Annotated in this window: 19 protein-coding genes; 6 read left to right on the forward strand and 13 right to left on the reverse strand. The window is 68.2% G+C overall.

The window, feature by feature from the left end; genetic code table 11:
- Window positions 1–131: 131 nt before the first annotated feature.
- Both DIE16_RS01860 and DIE16_RS01865 read left to right on the forward strand, forming a co-directional pair.
- Window positions 132–467, forward strand: coding sequence for a helix-turn-helix domain-containing protein (locus DIE16_RS01860; protein WP_124891656.1), 336 nt, complete (start codon window positions 132–134; stop codon window positions 465–467).
- The gene (locus DIE16_RS01865; protein ID WP_124891790.1) at window positions 467–1,819 is read left to right on the forward strand and encodes a HipA domain-containing protein; all 1,353 of its coding nucleotides are present in this window, start codon (window positions 467–469) and stop codon (window positions 1,817–1,819) included. The genes DIE16_RS01860 and DIE16_RS01865 overlap by 1 nt, the downstream gene beginning before the upstream one ends.
- Before the next feature lie 14 nt (window positions 1,820–1,833).
- Here the strand turns inward: DIE16_RS01865 and DIE16_RS01870 are convergent, their stop codons facing one another.
- The 5 genes from DIE16_RS01870 to DIE16_RS01890 form a co-directional block, all read right to left on the reverse strand.
- On the reverse strand, window positions 1,834–2,502 hold the full coding sequence (locus DIE16_RS01870; protein ID WP_124666934.1) for a lytic transglycosylase domain-containing protein: 669 nt from the start codon (window positions 2,500–2,502) through the stop codon (window positions 1,834–1,836).
- Between the two features lie 239 nt (window positions 2,503–2,741).
- Complete coding sequence (locus tag DIE16_RS01875; RefSeq protein WP_124891657.1) at window positions 2,742–3,515, reverse strand: ABC transporter permease; 774 nt, start codon at window positions 3,513–3,515, stop codon at window positions 2,742–2,744.
- Complete coding sequence (locus DIE16_RS01880; protein WP_124521431.1) at window positions 3,512–4,450, reverse strand: ABC transporter ATP-binding protein; 939 nt, start codon at window positions 4,448–4,450, stop codon at window positions 3,512–3,514. Before DIE16_RS01880 ends, DIE16_RS01875 begins: the two co-directional genes overlap by 4 nt.
- Window positions 4,447–5,625: an ABC transporter permease gene (locus DIE16_RS01885; protein ID WP_124891658.1), complete on the reverse strand. Its 1,179-nt coding sequence runs from the start codon at window positions 5,623–5,625 to the stop codon at window positions 4,447–4,449. The genes DIE16_RS01880 and DIE16_RS01885 overlap by 4 nt, the downstream gene beginning before the upstream one ends.
- A complete protein-coding gene (locus DIE16_RS01890) occupies window positions 5,622–6,545 on the reverse strand; it encodes an ABC transporter substrate-binding protein (RefSeq protein ID WP_044844405.1) in 924 nt (307 codons plus the stop codon). The genes DIE16_RS01885 and DIE16_RS01890 overlap by 4 nt, the downstream gene beginning before the upstream one ends.
- Window positions 6,546–6,710: 165 nt before the next feature.
- Here DIE16_RS01890 and DIE16_RS01895 point away from each other — a divergent pair, with 165 nt between their 5' ends.
- Complete coding sequence (locus DIE16_RS01895) at window positions 6,711–7,640, forward strand: 2-hydroxyacid dehydrogenase (RefSeq protein ID WP_124666870.1); 930 nt, start codon at window positions 6,711–6,713, stop codon at window positions 7,638–7,640.
- Window positions 7,641–7,809: 169 nt separating this feature from the next.
- On the forward strand, window positions 7,810–7,950 hold the full coding sequence (locus DIE16_RS36480) for a hypothetical protein (RefSeq protein WP_185735440.1): 141 nt from the start codon (window positions 7,810–7,812) through the stop codon (window positions 7,948–7,950).
- Between the two features lie 151 nt (window positions 7,951–8,101).
- Here DIE16_RS36480 and DIE16_RS01900 read toward each other — a convergent pair whose 3' ends face one another.
- Complete coding sequence (locus DIE16_RS01900) at window positions 8,102–10,054, reverse strand: Xaa-Pro dipeptidyl-peptidase (RefSeq protein ID WP_124891659.1); 1,953 nt, start codon at window positions 10,052–10,054, stop codon at window positions 8,102–8,104.
- Between the two features lie 621 nt (window positions 10,055–10,675).
- Complete coding sequence (locus DIE16_RS01905; protein ID WP_044844401.1) at window positions 10,676–11,014, reverse strand: helix-turn-helix transcriptional regulator; 339 nt, start codon at window positions 11,012–11,014, stop codon at window positions 10,676–10,678.
- Window positions 11,015–11,092: 78 nt separating this feature from the next.
- On the opposite strand from DIE16_RS01905, the gene DIE16_RS01910 reads away from it, so the two are divergent.
- The gene (locus DIE16_RS01910) at window positions 11,093–11,998 is read left to right on the forward strand and encodes a hypothetical protein (RefSeq protein ID WP_124891660.1); all 906 of its coding nucleotides are present in this window, start codon (window positions 11,093–11,095) and stop codon (window positions 11,996–11,998) included.
- A 286-nt stretch (window positions 11,999–12,284) separates the two neighbouring features.
- Window positions 12,285–12,515 carry a hypothetical protein gene (locus DIE16_RS01920; RefSeq protein WP_124666872.1) on the forward strand — a complete coding sequence of 77 codons (231 nt, stop codon included), beginning with the start codon at window positions 12,285–12,287 and terminating at the stop codon, window positions 12,513–12,515.
- A gap of 227 nt (window positions 12,516–12,742) precedes the next feature.
- On the opposite strand, the gene DIE16_RS01925 is transcribed toward DIE16_RS01920, so the two are convergent.
- From DIE16_RS01925 to DIE16_RS01950, 6 genes are all read right to left on the reverse strand, one after another.
- Entirely contained in the window at window positions 12,743–13,750 is a 1,008-nt protein-coding gene (locus DIE16_RS01925; RefSeq protein ID WP_124891661.1) for an aldo/keto reductase, read from the reverse strand.
- A 74-nt stretch (window positions 13,751–13,824) separates the two neighbouring features.
- Complete coding sequence (locus tag DIE16_RS01930; protein WP_059466882.1) at window positions 13,825–14,151, reverse strand: carboxymuconolactone decarboxylase family protein; 327 nt, start codon at window positions 14,149–14,151, stop codon at window positions 13,825–13,827.
- Between the two features lie 96 nt (window positions 14,152–14,247).
- The gene (locus DIE16_RS01935) at window positions 14,248–15,147 is read right to left on the reverse strand and encodes a LysR family transcriptional regulator (protein WP_124891662.1); all 900 of its coding nucleotides are present in this window, start codon (window positions 15,145–15,147) and stop codon (window positions 14,248–14,250) included.
- Window positions 15,148–15,291: 144 nt separating this feature from the next.
- Window positions 15,292–16,140, reverse strand: coding sequence for an alpha/beta hydrolase family protein (locus DIE16_RS01940; protein WP_185500329.1), 849 nt, complete (start codon window positions 16,138–16,140; stop codon window positions 15,292–15,294).
- 146 nt (window positions 16,141–16,286) lie between these two features.
- Complete coding sequence (locus DIE16_RS01945; protein ID WP_124891663.1) at window positions 16,287–17,018, reverse strand: alpha/beta fold hydrolase; 732 nt, start codon at window positions 17,016–17,018, stop codon at window positions 16,287–16,289.
- Complete coding sequence (locus DIE16_RS01950; protein ID WP_124891664.1) at window positions 17,015–17,821, reverse strand: DinB family protein; 807 nt, start codon at window positions 17,819–17,821, stop codon at window positions 17,015–17,017. The genes DIE16_RS01945 and DIE16_RS01950 overlap by 4 nt, the downstream gene beginning before the upstream one ends.
- Between the last annotated feature and the right edge of the window lie 70 nt (window positions 17,822–17,891).

Here is a 17,891-nt window from a genome sequence, read left to right on the forward strand (position 1 = left end):
CGCTCTCGATTTTATTCCTGAAATACCGGAACAATTGGCCGTTCGGCCGTTGAACCACTATAATTCCGATATTTACGTAACTATGCCGTCAGCTGACCGTGACGGCGCTTTGTTCCTGAAATTTCGGAATTATGGCTCGAACCTTACCGCAACCCATCGCAGCACCCGACCCGTTCGCACCGGACCTTGCCGCCCTGGGCGCGCTCGTGCGCAACCGGCGCGCGCAGAACCAGATGCGGATCGACGATGCGGCCGACATGCTCGGCGTCTCCAAGGACGTGCTGTCACGGCTCGAAAACGGCCGCGCGGTGAGTCTCGACAAGCTGTTCAAGGTACTGGACGGCTTCGGCCTCAATTTGCTCGTCGTGCCGAAACGCGACGTCCCGGCGGCGCGCAACGCATTGCGTGACACCTCGACGGTGCGCGCCGCTCCGCAAGGCTCGTCCGGTTTGCCCGAGGGCCCGTGATGATCCATCGTCTGCGCATTTCGGCCGATGGCTCGCCGGTCGGGCAGTTGACTTACGATGCCCGCCGCGACGACTACGGCTTTTCCTACGATCCGGCGTGGCTGGCACGCGGCGATGCATTTGCGCTGTCGCCGAGCATTCCGCTCGACGGGGGGATCCCGCCGTCGGGTGCGATCCAGCGCTTCGTGGGCAACCTGCTGCCCGAGGGGCGCGCACTCGACGTGGCCGCCTCGATGTATCAGATGTCGAAGGACAACGTTTTCGGCCTGATTCGAATGCTCGGCAAGGAGCCCGTCGGTGCGTTGAGCTTCGTTCCGGACGACGGTTCGCCCGCACGGGCGCCTGAAACCCTCGAACCCGTGCGCCGACCGATCTCCGCGGAGGAACTGACCGATCGTATCCGCAAGCGCGATGCGATTCCGTTTCCAGTCTGGGACGATCAGGTACGCCTGTCGATCGCCGGCCATCAGGACAAGCTGCAGGTGCTCGTCGAGGGCGAACGGTATGCGCTTGTCGACGGGTCGCTCAGCAGTTCGCATATTCTGAAGCCCGAGTCGCGCAGCCCGCAGGCGCCGTTCATGGTGGCCAACGAGCATTTCTGCATGACGCTGGCGGCCCGCATGGGCTTGCCGGTCGCGCGTGTCGAGATTCGGCGCATCCCCGAACCGATTCTGCTGATCGAACGATTCGACCGGGTCGTGACGACCGATCCGGCGGATCCGCAGCGCGTGAGCGCGGTGCGGCGACTTCATGTCATCGATGGATGCCAGGCCCTCGACTTGCCGGCGACACTCAAATACGAACGCAATCTCGGCAACAATGCGGACGTACGCAATATCCGCGAAGGCGTGAGCTTCGAAAAGCTGTTTTCGCTGACGCCGTTTCTCGAGACGCCCGCCGCCGCGCGTTCGGCCATGTTGCGCTGGGCGTTGTTGCAACTGCTGATCGGCAACAGCGACGCGCACGGCAAGAACATTTCGTTTTTCGTCAGCAGCGGCGGGCTCGATCCGGCGCCGCTTTACGACCTGGTGTGCGTGAACGTCTACGGCGACGCCTATGTGCAGGACATGGCGATGGCGTACGGCGATGTGTTTCGCACCGAGGAGTTCACGGCTTTCGCGCTCGCAGACTTCGCGCATCGTGCGCGGATCCGGCCGGCGCTCGTTGCGCGTGAAATGACGCGGATGGCGACGCTGGCCGGGAAGCTGGCTCCCGAACTGGCGGAATCCGGCGTGTACGCAGGCGACGAGCGTGCATGGGTACAGCGTATTTCGGAGTACGTGCGAGCTCAGGCCGAGCGCGTGCTGCGGATTGCGCCGATGGTGCCCAAGGTCAACGTCGAACTGCTCTGACGCGCGCGGTGCGCTTACTTTGCGTTGCGGCTCGCGGCGGGCGCCGCGGTCGACGGATCGCTGACCGGCACCATGCGCGGGCTCGTGTCGTTCGAGCCTTTCGCGCCGTCTTCCGGTTCGAGCACGAAGCGGAACGTGTCGACCCGCTGCATCACCTTCGCCGCATACGCGTTGGAGCCGCCATAACTCCTCAGCCCGGCCTGCACGTTGCCGCCGGCCGCCCGCACATAGCCCGACAGGATTTTGGAGCCCGCTTCGACGTTCGCATTCGGCTCGGTGAGGTCCTTCACGTCGCGCAGCATGCCGCGGTGTGCTGCCGGCACGACCTGCATCAGCCCGGTCGCGCCATGCTGGCCGCGCGCTTTTTCCTGAAAGCGCGATTCGATCGAGATAATCGCGTAAACGAGTGCAGGAGGCAGCGAATATTTCGTCGCAGTGACGCTCACGATGTCGGCGAGCTTCGCGGCGCGCTCTTTTGCGACGCCGAATTTCTTCGTCAGGTAGGAGGTGATGCGGCGGTTTGCTTCGTTCGGCTGATCGTTCGCGAGCGGGGCGGAGGCCTCGGCCGGCGCGGATGCGGCCGCTTCGGGCGCGGAGGCAGGCAGCGTTGGCACCTGCTGCGCCGAGGCCTGTTGCGCAATGCCGAGCGAAAGCACGATCAGCCAGAGAAACCGTCGTCGCATGGTGGAGTGCGGGGAAATGAGAGGCGCATAGTATATCGGCCAATCGTCGTGCGCGTTCGAGCGCAGGCTCGAATGAAAGCACGATGTAGGTTTGTATCGATGCGCGCGGCGCGCAGGTGGGATCGTTGCACGAACACGCATCGGAGTCCGGATGAAGCGCATCCGGTTTTTTGGCGCCCCCTTTTTCGCCCGCGACGCAGCGACTGCGGGTGCGTAATCCGCCTGCCGCCTGCCGCGTGCTACGCCCGCCGCGCGCCCGCCACCCGCGCGATCGCCCCAATCGCATCGCTGACCAGCACCGCGAGCAGCCCGACGATCACGCCGCCCTGCAGCACGAACGCTGTGTTCGACGTCTGCAGGCCCGCGATGATCACGTCGCCGAGCCCGCGCGCGGCAACCGTCGAGCCGATCGTCGCGGTGCCGAGATTGATCACGACCGCGAGCCGGATGCCGTTGACGATCACCGGAAACGCGAGCGGCAGCTCGACCGACACCAGTTGCTGCCAGCCGCTCATCCCCATTCCGCGCGCGGCGTCGACGACGTCGCGCGGCACGTCCTCGAGCCCCGCGATCGTGCTCTCGAAAACCGGCAGGAGCCCGTACAGCACGAGCGCGATCAGCACGGGTTTCAACCCGAAGCCGACGGCCGGTACCGCGAGCGCGAGCACCGCGACGGGCGGAAAGGTCTGGCCGATGTCGACCACGCTGCGCGCGACCGGCAGGAAATCCGCGCCGGCCGGCCGCGTGACCGCGATCCCGGCCGCGACCGCGATCAGCGTGCCGAGCAGGCTCGACAGCGCGACGGTGCCGAGATGCGCGAGCGTGAGATCGAGCAGGCTCGCGCGATCGTAGATGACCGGCGCGCCGTTGTCCGCGAACGGCGCGAACACGCCCTGCAGCCACGCGGGGCGCAACAGCAGCACGAGCAGCAGCGCGAGCGCGGCCGCGCGTGCGACATGCGCGGGCAGCCGCCGCGGCCGGGACGAGTGCGAACGCGCGGGCCGCGTCGTCATGCGGGCTTCCTCGCGTGCGCGCGGATCGCGTCGAGCGTGATGCGGCGCACGGCGTGCCCGTTGCCGCCTTCGACCGGCAATGCGTCCGCGCCGCGCCACAGCAGTTCGGACACCGCGTCGCGCAGCGTGCGTGTCGCGGCGATCGGTTCGCCGTCGGCGTGGCCGGGCTCGGCCACCGCGTCGATCGGCGTCAGCGCGAGCAGGCGCAGCGGCCGGTCGACGCCGGCGACGAGCTGTTCGACGACACCCGCTGCCGGCTTGCCGAGAATCTCGGCCGGCGACGCGACCTGCAGCAGCCGGCCGCCGTCCATCACCGCGATCGTGTCGCCGAGCTTCAGCGCTTCCTCGATATCGTGCGTGACGATCACGACCGTGATGCCGAGGCGGCGCTGCAGTGCGTACAGATCGTCCTGCGCCTTGTTGCGGATGATCGGATCGAGGGCGCCGAACGGCTCGTCCATCAGCAGCATCGCGGGCTCGGCCGCGAGCGCGCGCGCGACGCCGACGCGCTGCTGCTGGCCGCCCGACAGTTCGTGCGGCAGCTTGTCCGCGAATTCGGACGGCGCGAGATGAAACAGGTCGAGCAGTTCGCGCACGCGCGCGTCGATGCGCTCGGCCGGCCAGCCGAGCAGCCGCGGCACGGTCGCGATATTGCGCGCGACGCTCCAGTGCGGGAACAGGCCGTGTCCCTGGATCACGTAGCCGATGCGCCGCCGCAGCTGCTCGGGCGGCACGCTCGCGGTGTCGACGCCGTCGATGCGGATCGTGCCGCCGGTCGGCGCGATCAGCCGGTTGATCATCCGCAGCAGCGTCGACTTGCCGCTGCCCGATGCGCCGACGAGCGCGGTGATCGTGCCTTGCTTCATCGTCATCGATACGTCGTCGACGGCGACGACGTCGCCGAAGCGTTTGCCGATGCGTTCGATCTCGATCATGCGGTACGTCCCTTCGCGAGCGTGGTCGCGGCTTCGAACACGACGGCGGCCGCCAGCGCGAGCGCGATCGTCGGGATCGCGCCGAGCAGCACGAGATCGGCGGCCGATTGCCCGATTCCCTGGAAGATGAAGATGCCGAACCCGCCGCCGCCGATCAGCGCGGCGACCGCGGTCAGGCCGATGTTCTGCACCAGCACGATGCGCACGCCGCTCAGGATCACCGGCAACGCGAGCACGAGATCGACGCGCAGCAGCCGCTGCGCGCGCGTCATGCCCATCGCGCGTGCTGCTTCGGTCACGTGCGGCGGCACCTGCTCGAGCCCGACCACGACGCTCGACGCGATCGGCAGCAGCGAGTAGAGAAACAGCGCGAGCACGGCCGGCGCGACGCCGATCCCGCGGATGCCGAGCGCGGCCGCGAGCGGCACGTGCGCGGCGAGCAGGCCGAGCGGCGCCATCATCAACCCGTACATCGCGATGCTCGGGATCGTCTGCACGATATTGAGCACCGGCATCACGACGGTGCGCACCGCCGCGACCCGCGCGCATGCGATGCCGAGCGGCAGGCCCGCGACGAGCGCGGCCGCGACCGAGCCGCCCGCGAGCGCGACGTGCCGGATCGCCTCGCGCCAGAAGTCGTCGTTGCGCACCGCGTATTCGCGCATCACGGACAGGCCGTCCCACCAGCCGCTCGCGAGCGGCAGCGATATCGCTGCCATGGCGACGGCGAGCGCGACGAGGCGTCGCCACGGGCCGAAGGCGAGCCGCGCGAGCGCGTCGGCGACGAGCACGGCCCACGCGAACAGCAGCAGCCACACGCCCGCCGCGGGCGACACGCGTGCGAGCGCGTCGTCGGCGGCGACGGCGTGCGTCGCGGCCGCACCGACCGCGTAGGCCAGCGTCGCGAGCCACGTGCAACCGGCCGCGAGCCGCCATGCGGGACGGCTCGCCGTCATCGCCCACAACGCGCCGACGAGCCACAGCGCGGCGAGCGCGGCACCCTGCACGGCGGGCAGCGCGGCGAATACCGACAGCCCCGTGCCGGCCGCGATGCGGTTCGGCCGCAGCACCATGAACGGCATGCCGAACACCGCCACGATCGTCAGGACACCGATCAGGATACCGACCTTGTCGAGCGTGATGCGTCGCGCGGACGCCACCGCGCGACCCGTCACTTAACGAAGCCTTTCGACTTCAGGTAGCTTTTGGCCACGCCGGCCGCCGGTTCGCCGTTGATCTGGATGCGCGCGTTCAGCGTCTGCAGCGTCTTCAGGTCGAGGCTCGCGAACACGGGTTTCAGGAAGTCGGCGATTTGCGGATGCGCGTTCAGCACGGCTTCGCGGATCACCGGCGTCGGCGCATAGACGGGCTGCACGTGCTTGTCGTCGTCGAGCACGACGAGGCCGCTCGACGAGATGCCGCCATCGGTGCCGTACACCATCGCCGCGTTTACGCCGTCGGTCTGGTTCGCGGCGGCCTTGATCGTCGCGGCCGTGTCGCCGCCCGACAGCACGACGAGCTGATCGGGTTTCAGCTTGAAGCCGTATGCCTTTTCGAACGACGGCAGCGCGGATGCGCTGTTCACGAACTCGGCCGATGCCGCGAGCTTCAGCTTGCCGCCGCCCGCGATCCACTTGCCGAAGTCGGAGAAGGTCTTCAGGTGCTGCGCTTGCGCGACCGGCGCGAGCACGGCGACGCCCCACGTGTTGTTCGCGGGCGCCGGCGTCAGCCAGACGAGATGGTTCGCCGCATAGTCGAGCTTCTTCGCGGTGTCGTAGCCCTGGCTCGCGTTCTTCCACAGGGGATCGTCGGCCTTGTTGAAGAAGAACGCCGCGTTGCCCGTGTATTCGGGGTAGATGTCGATCTCGCCGCTCGTGAGCGCCTTGCGCACGATCGGGGTCGTGCCGAGCGCGATCTTTTCGGTGACGGGGATCCCGTGGGCCTTCAGCACCTGTGCGATGACGTTGCCGAGCAGGTTGCCTTCGGTGTCGATTTTCGATGACACCACGACGGGCGTGTCGGCGTGCGCGCCGGGTGCGACGACTGCAGCGGCGAACGCGAGGCCCAGGATGCGGGCGGGCAGGGCGAGCTTCATCGGGGCCTTCTCCAGAACGGGGACGTACGCCGAAAGTTACTTGACTGAGTCGGCTTTGGCAAACCGCGTGCGGCGGCACGTCCACAGCACGCGTGGGGGTAACCCGCATGCGTCGCACGCCGTTGTTACACTGGAGCGCATTCCCGCCTGCGGACACTTGCTGACATGAAACCCGAGCTACTGGTCCTTATCGCGCTGCGCGACGACGCGCACCGCCAGATCGCCGCGTCGTACGACGTCCACCATGCACCGACCGCCGAGGAACGCGAGCGCGCGATCGCCGAACACGGCCGCACGATTCGCGCGGTGTTGACCAACGGCAGCACGGGCCTGACAGCCGCCGAAATCGATCGTCTGCCGCAGCTCACGTTCGTCAGCGCGCTCGGCGCCGGCTACGAGCACATCGACGTCGCGCATGCGAAGGCGCGCGGCATCACCGTGGTGACGGGCGCGGGCACCAACGACGATTGCGTTGCCGATCATGCGTTCGCGCTGCTGCTGGCGGCGGTGCGCAACGTCGTGCAACTCGATGCGAAGACCCGCGCGGGCGTATGGCGCGACGCGCTGCCGATGCCGCCGAACGTGTCGGGCAAGAAGCTCGGTATCGTCGGGCTCGGCAAGATCGGCGAGAAGTGCGCGCGGCGCGCGGCCGGCTTCGACATCGAGATCGGTTATCACAACCGTTCCGGGAAGGATGTTCCGTATCGCTATTTCGAGCGCGTCGAGGCGCTCGCGCAATGGGCCGATTTCCTGATCGTCGCGACGCCGGGCGGCGCGGGCACGCGTCACCTCATCGACCGCGCTGTGCTCGATGCGCTCGGCCCCGGCGGGTTTCTCGTCAACGTGTCGCGCGGCAGTGTTGTCGATACCGCCGCTTTGGCGGATGCGCTGCGCGAACGGCGCATCGCGGGCGCGGGGCTCGACGTCTACGAAGGCGAGCCGGAGCCGCCGCGCGCGCTGACGGCGCTCGACAATATCGTGCTGACGCCGCACATGGGCGGCTGGTCGCCGGAGGCGCTCGATCGCTCGGTCCAGCAGTTTCTCGACAATGCGGCGCGGCATTTCGCCGGGGAGACGGTGCTGACGCCGCTGTGAGTGTGGTCCGTGCGGCGCGCGGGCATGTATCCGCAACCCGCACGCGAAAATCGGAAAAATTCGCATCATGGCCGGCCATTCGGCGCCGGAACGTCGATCCAGCTGCAATGACATCGCATTCCATGCCGTCCGGCTGCTGCCGGACGTGTGCCGTTCATGGAGACGATCGATGGCTATCGCTGCCGTACCCTTCGTGCCGAGCCGCGGCGGGATCGGCCGTCACCCCCGCGAACATGCCGGCGACGATCAGCTCGTCGAGCGCGCGAACGTGTGGCCGGATGTCGTGCCCAGGCGTGTTGCGGCGGGCTGAGCCGCGTTGCCGATGAAGAACGGCGCCACGCAACGGTGCAGCATCGCCGCGTGGCGCCCAGGGTGCGTTTCGTGTGGATTCGGGCGCGTGCGATCGTTCACGATCGCACGCGCATCCTTTGGGCCACCGCGCCCGTTTTGCGCGCGCCGGGTCAGGACGACACCAGCGGCACCGTCACCGACGTTCCTGCCGGGTCGAGGGCGAGCCCCGTGCCCGGTGCCGGCCGCAGCGTCGCCTCGTTGTCGCTCGACAGCACGACGAGGCCGAGCTTGTGACCCGCTTCGAGCGTGTAGTCGCGCGGCATGAACGTCAGCTTCAGGTCATACGGCATGCCCGGCAGCACCGGCGCCGAGATCCAGTCCGACACGCGGTTGCGCGGATCGGTCCATGCCCGCGAGACGATCGTCGCCGTGCCGTCCGGCGCGCGGTCGACCAGCAGCGCCGTCACGTTCGCGACGCCGGTGAAGGTCAGCCGCACGCGGGCGGTCGCGGAGCCGGACAGGCGCGTCGCGGTCGTGAACGGAGTCGTCTCGAAGCGGCTGCGATGCTCGCCGGTCGGCGCGTTCGCCAGCGTGAGCGCGGGAATCGACGCATCGTCGGTGAAGCGCGCGAGCGGGCCGCCGCTCGGCAGCCGCGACAGCGTGCCGGTGCCCGTGCCGTCGCCGCCCGCGAAATACGCGACCGGCGTGGCGCGCCGCGCGGCCCAGTCGGTTTCCTTCAGCAGCGTGCCGTCGGCCTGCGCGACCACCGCGCGCGGATCGCGTTCGACGCCGTTGTCGACGCCGATCAGGTAGCGCGTGAACCAGCGGTTCACCTCGGCGGTCCACGCATCGGCCATCGCCGGCACGCGGGTCGGGTCGGTGTGCTTCAGGCGATGCAGCCACAGCTGCGTCGGCACGCCCTGACGCCGCATCGCGAGATACCACGATGTCGACTGGTCGACGCGCACGTTGTCGTCGGTCAACCCTTGCGCGACGAGTGCCGGCGCGACGGCGTGCTCGGTCGGGATGTCGCGCGCGGCCCAGAACGGCGCATAGTCGCCCGTCTTGCGGTCTTCCTGCTGCAGCGCTTCGTCGATCAGATGCGTGCAGCGCTCCGGATGCGCATTCGTCAGCAGCGCCTTGATGTAGACGTCGACGTCCTCACCCTGATAGCCCTCCGGCGCGCGCACGAGGCCGCCCGAGCGATAGTAGCCGTACATGTTCGACAACCCGGCGATCGGCACGATCGCATCGAGCCCGCGCGTGCGCAGGCTCGCGACCATCTTCGGCAGCGTGCCGTCGTACGACACGCCGTACATGCCGACGTGGCCCGTCGACCAGCTCGCGACGACTGCCTTGCCGCTCGCATCCTTCGCGGTCGCATCGCGGCCGAGCCAGCGGATCACCGACGCCATCGCGACGGATTCGTCGCGCGTAAGGATCGTCGGGCAGCCGTCGGAGCCGGCGGTGCCGAGCGAATCCGCATAGACGATCGTGAAGCCGCGCGGAATGAAGTAGCCCTCGATCCACGAACGGCCGGCCGCGGCCGCCTCGAGCTGCTGCAGCATCCGCACTTGCGGCGCGGCGGCCATGATCCGCGTGGACGTGCTGCCGGGGGCGGCGGCCGTCGCAACGGGATGCGGCGAGCCGTCGAGTTCGACGTCGACGTCGTGGTTCGGGCTGTCGGCAAGCCCCGCGTAGTACGGGCTCGCGAGCACGATGACCGGCGTGCGCGCGCCGCTGGCGGTCTCGGACGGACGCACGACGCGCACGTGAATGCGGTCGCGCGTACCGTCGCCGTCGGAGTCGACCGGCGTGTCGATCCACGCGTTTTCCTCGATCGTGCCGCCCGACAGCGACGGCTGTACCTGGCCGTTGCTGATCACCGGTTTGTAGCGTCCGCTGCTCGCCGGGTTCGCGTACGGGACGCCGGACGGCGACACGCGCGCTGCGAGCGATTGAGCGCCGGCCGCCGATGCAGCGGCCTCGTCCTGTTGATTTTGCGCGAGCGCGGAGACGCCTGCCACGCTGCCGCCGTCGTCACCGCCGCACGCGGCGAGCGTCGCGGCCGCAACGAGCGCGGGTAGCCATGCGCTGCGCGATCCTCTGATATGAAATTGCATTGCCGACCTCGTTCTTTTGATTGTGTGGATACGACCGTTCCGCGATACGCCCCCTGCGGGCCGGGCCGATTACTGCATGCGACGAAGAGGAAACTGCACCATCGGGACAACGCCGGGCGCGATCCCGGCCGGAAGGCGGCGGCAGTGCATTGCAGTCATGCAGGACTACGAATCAAATTCGTGCATGCCACGCGTCCTTCCAGATGAAACGGAACGACATCATTCGATGAGACGGGGATGTTGCGAGCTGCGGTGCTGCGCTGCGAAAAAACACGACGCGACGCGCGTGCGGCGACGGAATGAAACGGATCGGCGGTTTCGGCCGCGCCGCGCATCGTGATGGCTTGCCGGTTCGCGTTTGCTTTCCGGAAGCTTGCGCAAAAGTTATCTCAGCGAAAACGGCGTGTCAAACTTTTTTAACCGTAGGTAAAAAAGTTTCGAAGCGCATGCCGATGCGGCGCGCGTAGTGCGATGACCTCGCGCATGTGCGGCGACGCGCTTGCCGTTGCTTCGCGTCCTGTCGCCCCAAGCAAAACGGGCGGTGACGAATCGCATTCGCCACCGCCCGCATCGCCGGATGCTTCCGGTCTTCCTTCCATTGATCAACGCCCGCGCGCGCCGTCACCCGTCATCCGCCTTCGCCTGCAGATCCTTCAACCCTTGAATCACGACCAGCAGTGCGCGCCCGTGCTCGTCGGAGCCGTCCCACGCGTCGACGATCGCGTCGCGCAGCAGGTCGTTGTAGCGGCGGCGCGCCGGGCCGGTATCGACGCCGTAGAAACTGCATAGCTTGTTGAATGGCGCGCTGCGCCGCAGCCGATGCCCGTTCGACAGCCGCAGCCGCGACACGGTCGGCTGGCTGACCCCGGAAAGTCGCGCAATTTCGCTGGACGAGCGCGTGTCCGCCATCAGACGGCGTAACAGGTCTTGTACAGGAAAATCGTGATCCGGGGCTTCCATGCGATGCATTATACCTATACAGTTACGGTTGTTGAATGGGCTTGCTGTCACCAGCGAGGCTGTATCCCGAGAAAGTTGATGACACTGAAACACCTCCCTCCCACGTTCTGCTGGACGAAGATCGGTACCGAGTCCGGCGAGGAACTGCCGACCGTCGTGCTCCGCAAGGAATGGGAGCGCCGGCTCGGAGGCGGGCGTTTTCTGTGGGGCATCAACCAGCCGCTCGGCAGCAGCGCCCAAGTCGCCGCGCATCGCACCGGCTCGCTGCTCGCGCTGTTCTCGCCGGTTGCGTCGCGCACGCGGCCGGGCGAGCGCAAGCGCGAGGACGCGCTGCTGTGGAACGCCTGGGTCGACGCCAGCGGCCAGGTGCGGCCGCTGCCGCCGCACACGTTCATTGCAAGCCGCGCGACGCTGCCGTCGGGCCGGCGTCGCGAACAGCACTACGCGCTCGTCTGCGCATCGTCCACCGCGCTGACGGTCGGCACGCAACTGCGCGTGTGCCCCGATCACCTGCGCAGCGTGAGCACGGGCAAGCCGCTCGGCGTCGCGCAGGGCGCGGCCGTGGTCGACTGCATCGGGCGCGCGAGGGAACAAACCGGCAAGAGCTATCCGCTCGCGCTGTCGGTCGAACTCGAGGCACCGTATTTCGTGCGGCTCGCACAGCCGTGCGTGCTGAAGGCGCGCGATCTCGCCGAAGTGAACAAGGCGACGCGCGTCGGCGATTTCGACCGCTTCGTCGAACTGGTCGCGCGCTTGCGCGGCCGTTCGCCGACGGATGCCGTGCGCGGCGTCACGCGCGACCTGTTCGACGTGCCGCCGATCGAAACGGCGGCTGCCTACGTCGCGCCCACGCATGTCGCGCGGCTGCGCAGCCGGCCCGCGGCCGAGCATCCGGGCGAGCTCACCGGCGATCTGTTCGATCTGTCGCCCGGCGAAGCGGCCGCGTTCGGCGGTCTCGCGCATCCGCGCATCGGGCGCGCATGACGTTCGCGCCGCCGGTGCGCGGTGCGTGACGCGTGACGCCAGGCAGGGCAGATGAATGCGCGTGCAACGACGCGCATGCGTGTGGCCGCCATCTCGGCGCGCGCAAGAATTTGTTGCAATCTCGCCGTAGCGGATCGGCGGGTGCGGAGCGACAATCGCCACGAAGCGTGCCGCGCGGCGGCCGTGCATCGACAGGCTGCTTGCCGTCGTTCACGCCGCCGACATGCGCACCACGCACACTGGGCGTCGGCTTGCTTCACACAGCAACCCTGAGGGAGAAGTGTCGATGTCGACCCACACCTGTTCGCGGGAAGCCCGGGCCGCGCAACGCTTCGTCGAGGCGACGCGCAACGTCGACCAGGCGTTTCGCGCCGTGCGCGGCGAAAGCGACGACGACATCTCGTCGGCCGACTATGCACTTGCGATGTCGCGCCTCGATCGCGCGCTCGACGAACTGGCGCGCGCGCAGGAATTCTTCGATCGCGTGGTGGGCGCCGACGCCGCGCACGGCAACTGAACAACTGAACTGAATTCGCGGCCTCTGCTTTTGCTTCGGCCGCGGTTGTCTGCCGTTTTTCGTTCTGATCGTTTCGCCGCGTCATGCGACGTTCGTCGGCGTGCCGACGTACCAGCATGCCGGACGACAACGTCCGGCATGTCAGTCGCTCATCCTCCGCCAACCGGCCATTACACCCGTCGCATCGTGCAGTCGGGCGGCGCGCACCCGGTTTCAGCAGACGAACATCAAACCTTCCGCCCTTCGACCGGATAACCGGGATCCGTGTACCCGTGTGTCGACGCATGTCCGGGCGGCACCAGCGAATCGACGAAGCGTTCGTCGTCGGGGCCGAGTTCGAGCGTCAACGCATCGATGTAGCTGTCCCAGTGCGCTTCGGTGCGCGGCCCGGCGATCGTCGAGCTGACGATCCGGTTCTTCATCACCCAGGCGAGCGCGAACGCAACCGACGTCGTGCCGCGCGCGGCCGCGTGCTCGGCCACCTGCCGCGCGATGTGCAGCGACTCGGGCCGCCATTCCGTCTGCTGGATGCGCCGGTCGCCACGGCCCGCGCGCGAATCGGCGGGCGGCTGCGCGCCGGGCGCGTATTTGCCGGTCAGCACGCCGCGCGCGAGCGGGCTGTACGGCACGACGCCGATGCCGTAATGCGCGGCCGCCGGCAACTGTTCGACCTCGGCCGTGCGATCGACGAGGTTGTACAACGGTTCGCTCGCCACCGGGCGATCGATGCCGAGCTGGTCGGCGAGGCGCACGATCTCGGCGATGCGCCAGCCCTTGAAGTTCGACAGCCCGACGTAGCGCACCTTGCCTTGCCGGATCAGGTCTGCCACCGCGCGCATCCCTTCTTCGAGCGGCGCATCGGTCAGCGCGCGGTGGAAATAGAGGATGTCGATGTAATCGGTGCCGAGCCGCTTCAGGCTCGCGTCGACCGATTCGTAGATCCATTTGCGCGACTGGCCTTGACGGTTCGGCCCCGCGTCCGGACCGGCCGGAAAGCCGAACTTCGTCGCGACGACCCAGCTGTCGCGATGCCGCGCGATCGCACGGCCGACGATTTGTTCCGAGCGTCCGGCGTGATAGACGTCGGCCGTGTCGATGAAGTTGATGCCCTGATCGAACGCCTTGTCGATGATGCGCGTCGACGTCGCTTCGTCGGTCTCGCCGCCGAACATCATCGCGCCGAGACACAGCGGCGACACTTTCAGCGCGCTGCGCCCGAGATAGCGGTAATCCATGGTGAGGCTCCATGCGGGCGAGCGCCCGCGTCGATTGAAGTCGGTTGAATGAGCGTGCGGTCCGGATGTGGCGCTCACACGCCTGCTTCGTCGAACACGCGCTTCGCGATCGGTAGCGCCGAACTGGCGGTCGGCCAGCCCGAATAGAACGCGAGATGCGTGATCGCCTCGATCAGCTCGTCGCGCGTGATGCCGTTGTCGAGCGCCTTCTTCAGATGGAACGGCAGTTCGTTCACGCGATACAGCGCGACGAGGCTCGCGACCGTGATCAGGCTGCGATCGCGCGGCGACAGGCCGGGGCGCTGCCACACGTCGCCGAACAGCACGTTGTCGGTGTAGTCGGCGAGAGCCGGCGCGATTGCGCCGAAGGCCTGGCGCGCGGCGGAAGTCGGTTCGGACATCGGGGGCTCCGGAGGACGTGGAAGACATCGACGATGGTAGCCACCGACGCGCCTATCGATAATCCCCAGGAATGCGCATGCACTTATCGAACCGGTTCATGAATGGCCGGGATGGCGCAGCGCGTCGACGATCAGCGCGAAAGCCCGCGACGATTGCCGCCGGCTCGCGTAGTACAGGTGGCGGCCGGGAAAGGTGGGACACCAGTCGTCGAGCACGCTGACGAGCCTGCCGGTACCGACGTGCGGCGCGGCGAGTTCGGCCGGCACGTACGCAAGGCCGTAGCCTGCGAGCGCCGCGTCGAGCATTTCATAGGTGCCGTTGAACGTGACCTGGCCGTCGACGCGCACCTGCAGCGTGTCGTCGCCGCGCGCGAGTTCCCACGCGTACAGCGCGCCGTGCGTCGGCAGTCGCAGGTTGATGCAGTCGTGCGCGACGAGATCCTGCGGCGTCGCGGGGTGCTCGCGTTGCGCGAAATACGCGGGCGCGCCGACGATCGCCATTTTCAGGTCGGGCGAGATGCGCACCGCGATCATGTCCTTCGCGACCTGGTCTCCCAGTCGCACGCCGATGTCGAAGCGTTCCGCGACGATATCGGACAGCCCGTAGTCGGTTACGAACTCGACCTTGAGGTCGCGGTAGTCGCGCAGGATCGGCGACAGCTTCGGCCACAGCAGCGTGCGGATCACGTAGTCGGTCGCGTTGATGCGCACGGTGCCGGCCGGTTTGTCGCGCAGTTCCGCGAGCGCCGACAGTTCGGCCTCGATTTCGTCGAAGCGCGGCGCGAGGTTGAGCAGCAGGCGCTCGCCGGCTTCGGTCGGCGCCACGCTGCGCGTCGTGCGCGTGAGCAGCCGCACACCGAGACGCGTCTCGAGCGAGCGGATCGTGTGGCTGAGTGCGGATTGCGACACGCCGAGCCGGGCGGCCGCGCGCGTGAAGCTGCGCTCGCGCGCGACGGCGATGAAGGCGAGCAGGTCCGCAAAGTTGTCGCGCGGCATGGAGGAAGTCGGGTGGTCGATGCCTGCGCATCCTACCATCGGGTCCGTCGCGCGCTGCGACGACCCACGGGCGCGGCAGCGCGATGCGCGTCAGGCTGCCCGCGTCACGCCGGCCGGATGGCGCGCGACGCGGGTGGGTGGATCCTACGCGTAGCCGCCGTGCTGGAACGACGTCGCGAAGAACTGCATCTGGTAGCGGATCGCGTGCGCCCAGTAGTCCCACGTGTGACCGCCCGGACGCTCTGCATAGTCGTGCGGCACGCCGAGTGCGACGAGTCGTTGATGCAGCGTGCGGTTCGAGCTGACGAACGAGTCGTCGCGACCGCAGTCGATCGTCAGGTCGAGATGCGCACGGACGAACGCGCGCGCGCTTTCGACGATCGCGTTGCGGTTCCAGAACGACGGATGGCGGACGGGATCGCCGAACACGTGGTCGATGCCGGGCTCGTCCTCGCAGCAGCGCGGATCGACCGCGCCGCTGATGCTGCCGACCGCGCCGAACGTGTCGGGCCGGTCGAGCGCGATGCGCAGCGCGCCGAAGCCGCCCATGCTGAGCCCGGTGATCGCACGTGCGCCCTTGGTCGCGATGGTTCTGAAGTGCATGTCGACATACGACACGACTTCGTCGCCGACGAAGGTTTCGTAGCGGCTGCCCGAGTCGAACGGGCTGTCGATGTACCAGCTTTCGTGTCCGCCGTCGGGCATCACGAGGATCACGTGATGGCGATCGGCCAGCGCGGCGATCCGCGTGTTCGCGGTCCAGTCGGTGTGGTCGCCGCCGGAGCCGTGCAGCAGGTAGACGACCGGAAAGCGCTCGACGGCGCGTTCAGGCCCGTGGCGCAGGCGCGCATAGTCGTCCGGCAGCACGACGGTCGCCTTCAGCGTCTCGTTCATCGCCGCGCTCGGGATCGCGACGACCCGCGTCTGAAAGGCGAGGGCCGGGCCCGCGACGGCGAGCAGCAGCAGTAGCCAGAACGTGCGGATCAGGTTCATGGAGCCTCGCATGTGTCGTTTCCGTTCGGCAGTCGGGCATCGGGAAAACCCTGTTTGGCGACTCTAGCAACCGTGCCTTTCAGCCAAATTTCGGCGAATCCTACGAGTTGTCAGGTGGCCGGCGCCCAGTCCGGCGGCCGCGCGCGTCAGCCGAGGCAGCGCGCCAGCGCCTCCCGGAACGCGGCGGGCCGCTCGGCCGGTATCAGGTGCCCGCAGCCGGCGATCGTCTCGAAGCCGGCGCAGCGCGCGAGCGCCCAGTCCGGCACGTGCCAGCCCGCGCGCGAGCGGTCGCCGGCGACGAGCCACACCGGATGGCGCTCGAAAACTTCGGCCAGCAGCTGCAGATAGCCGGGTTCGCCCGTCGTCGCGACCACCGAGCGTCCCATCGCGCGCAGCGTCGACGCCGGCTGATGCGCGAGCCAGCGGCGCGCGTCGTCGAGCTGGCGCGGCGACGGTTCGTCGATCGCGCCGCGCAGCCAGCCGGATGGATCGCTGCGCAGGCCGTCGAGCATCGCGTCGGCTTGCGCGGGCGACATGCGGCCAACCGACGCCGACCAGAATGCGTCGTCGAGCGTGAAGTTGCCTTCGACGTTGACGATCCGGCGCACGCGCGCCGGGTGGGCATGGGCGAACAGCATCGCGATCGCGCCGCCGATCGAGTGACCGACGAGATCGACCGGCTGCGCGCCGTAGTGCGTGTCGATGGCCTGCCGCAGATGCTCGACCTGCGCGGCGAGCGTGATCGCATCGAACGGCGTGTCGCGATGGACGCCGTAGCCGAGCAGGTCGGGGGCGAGATGCGGGCCGGGCCATGCGGGCACCTCCAACGTGCCGATGAAACCGTGGATGAAGACGACGGGCGGGGTGGGCAGGCTCATTGGACGGTCGACGACGGAAGGGGCGGCAATTCGAGTTCGGCGAGCAGTTCGTCGAGTTCGAGCACGTGGGTGCGATCGTGGTCGTGCAGTTCGCGCACGAGTTCGTCGAGCGACATCCGGCGGATGCCGTCGCGCAGCCCGCAGCGCGCCAGTTCCGACGGTTGCAGCGCGGCGGCCGTCGCGCACAGCGCGGCGCGCCCGGCGCGGAACGCGGCAAGCGCGTCGTCGAGCGGCTGCGCCAGGTAGTCGCGCTGCGCGGCGAGTGCCGTCCCGTCGACGGAGGCGATCACCGGCAGCTCGTGCGTGCGCACGACTTCGATGCGTTCGGCGAACACCGCGTCGAGGTCGCGCAGGTGGCATGCGTGCTCGACGAGCGAGAAGCCCGTGCCGGCCGGGCGGCGTGTGACGAGCACGGCGGGAAAGTGCGCGGCATACGCGGCGATCCGCGCGGGCATCGCGGCCAGTTCGGCGACGACGTCGGCGAACGGCAGCACCCGCGGAAATGCGCTGAATACCGCGCCGTAGCTGAACAGCGCGCCGCCGATCCGGCCGCGCGCCTGCACGACGTCATGCCCGTGGCGGCGCATCACGTCGGCGACCATCGCGCCGCAGAACTGCCGGGCCGTCGTATCGGCTTCGATTTCGGGGAATTTGTGCGCGATTTCGTGCTGGATCGCGCCGATCGCGGCGACGCCGACACGCGACAGCGCCGCGAATTCGACATAGCGCTCAGGCCGCGCGATCAGCGCTTCGAGTTGCGTGCCGAGCGGCGTCGCGCGAAAACGGTCGAAACGGGAATGCATGATGGAAAGCGTTTGCCGGTCCAGTAACGTGTCAAAACGATACGTTACTGGACCGGCGGCGTCAACCCGG

The organism is Burkholderia sp. Bp9090 (genome assembly GCF_003857985.1).
GTDB lineage: Bacteria > Pseudomonadota > Gammaproteobacteria > Burkholderiales > Burkholderiaceae > Burkholderia.

Excerpts from the sequence above, each read along its gene's own strand:
- DIE16_RS01860 (WP_124891656.1), top strand. The coding sequence starts at position 132 with ATGGCTCGAACCTTACCGCAACCCATCGCAGCACCCGACCCGTTCGCA.
- DIE16_RS01865 (WP_124891790.1), top strand. The coding sequence starts at position 467 with ATGATCCATCGTCTGCGCATTTCGGCCGATGGCTCGCCGGTCGGGCAG.
- DIE16_RS01870 (WP_124666934.1), bottom strand. The coding sequence starts at position 2,502 with ATGCGACGACGGTTTCTCTGGCTGATCGTGCTTTCGCTCGGCATTGCG.
- DIE16_RS01875 (WP_124891657.1), bottom strand. The coding sequence starts at position 3,515 with ATGACGACGCGGCCCGCGCGTTCGCACTCGTCCCGGCCGCGGCGGCTG.
- DIE16_RS01880 (WP_124521431.1), bottom strand. The coding sequence starts at position 4,450 with ATGATCGAGATCGAACGCATCGGCAAACGCTTCGGCGACGTCGTCGCC.
- DIE16_RS01890 (WP_044844405.1), bottom strand. The coding sequence starts at position 6,545 with ATGAAGCTCGCCCTGCCCGCCCGCATCCTGGGCCTCGCGTTCGCCGCT.
- DIE16_RS01895 (WP_124666870.1), top strand. The coding sequence starts at position 6,711 with ATGAAACCCGAGCTACTGGTCCTTATCGCGCTGCGCGACGACGCGCAC.
- DIE16_RS36480 (WP_185735440.1), top strand. The coding sequence starts at position 7,810 with ATGGCTATCGCTGCCGTACCCTTCGTGCCGAGCCGCGGCGGGATCGGC.
- DIE16_RS01900 (WP_124891659.1), bottom strand. The coding sequence starts at position 10,054 with ATGCAATTTCATATCAGAGGATCGCGCAGCGCATGGCTACCCGCGCTC.
- DIE16_RS01905 (WP_044844401.1), bottom strand. The coding sequence starts at position 11,014 with ATGGAAGCCCCGGATCACGATTTTCCTGTACAAGACCTGTTACGCCGT.
- DIE16_RS01910 (WP_124891660.1), top strand. The coding sequence starts at position 11,093 with ATGACACTGAAACACCTCCCTCCCACGTTCTGCTGGACGAAGATCGGT.
- DIE16_RS01920 (WP_124666872.1), top strand. The coding sequence starts at position 12,285 with ATGTCGACCCACACCTGTTCGCGGGAAGCCCGGGCCGCGCAACGCTTC.
- DIE16_RS01925 (WP_124891661.1), bottom strand. The coding sequence starts at position 13,750 with ATGGATTACCGCTATCTCGGGCGCAGCGCGCTGAAAGTGTCGCCGCTG.
- DIE16_RS01930 (WP_059466882.1), bottom strand. The coding sequence starts at position 14,151 with ATGTCCGAACCGACTTCCGCCGCGCGCCAGGCCTTCGGCGCAATCGCG.
- DIE16_RS01935 (WP_124891662.1), bottom strand. The coding sequence starts at position 15,147 with ATGCCGCGCGACAACTTTGCGGACCTGCTCGCCTTCATCGCCGTCGCG.
- DIE16_RS01940 (WP_185500329.1), bottom strand. The coding sequence starts at position 16,140 with ATGAACCTGATCCGCACGTTCTGGCTACTGCTGCTGCTCGCCGTCGCG.
- DIE16_RS01945 (WP_124891663.1), bottom strand. The coding sequence starts at position 17,018 with ATGAGCCTGCCCACCCCGCCCGTCGTCTTCATCCACGGTTTCATCGGC.
- DIE16_RS01950 (WP_124891664.1), bottom strand. The coding sequence starts at position 17,821 with ATGCATTCCCGTTTCGACCGTTTTCGCGCGACGCCGCTCGGCACGCAA.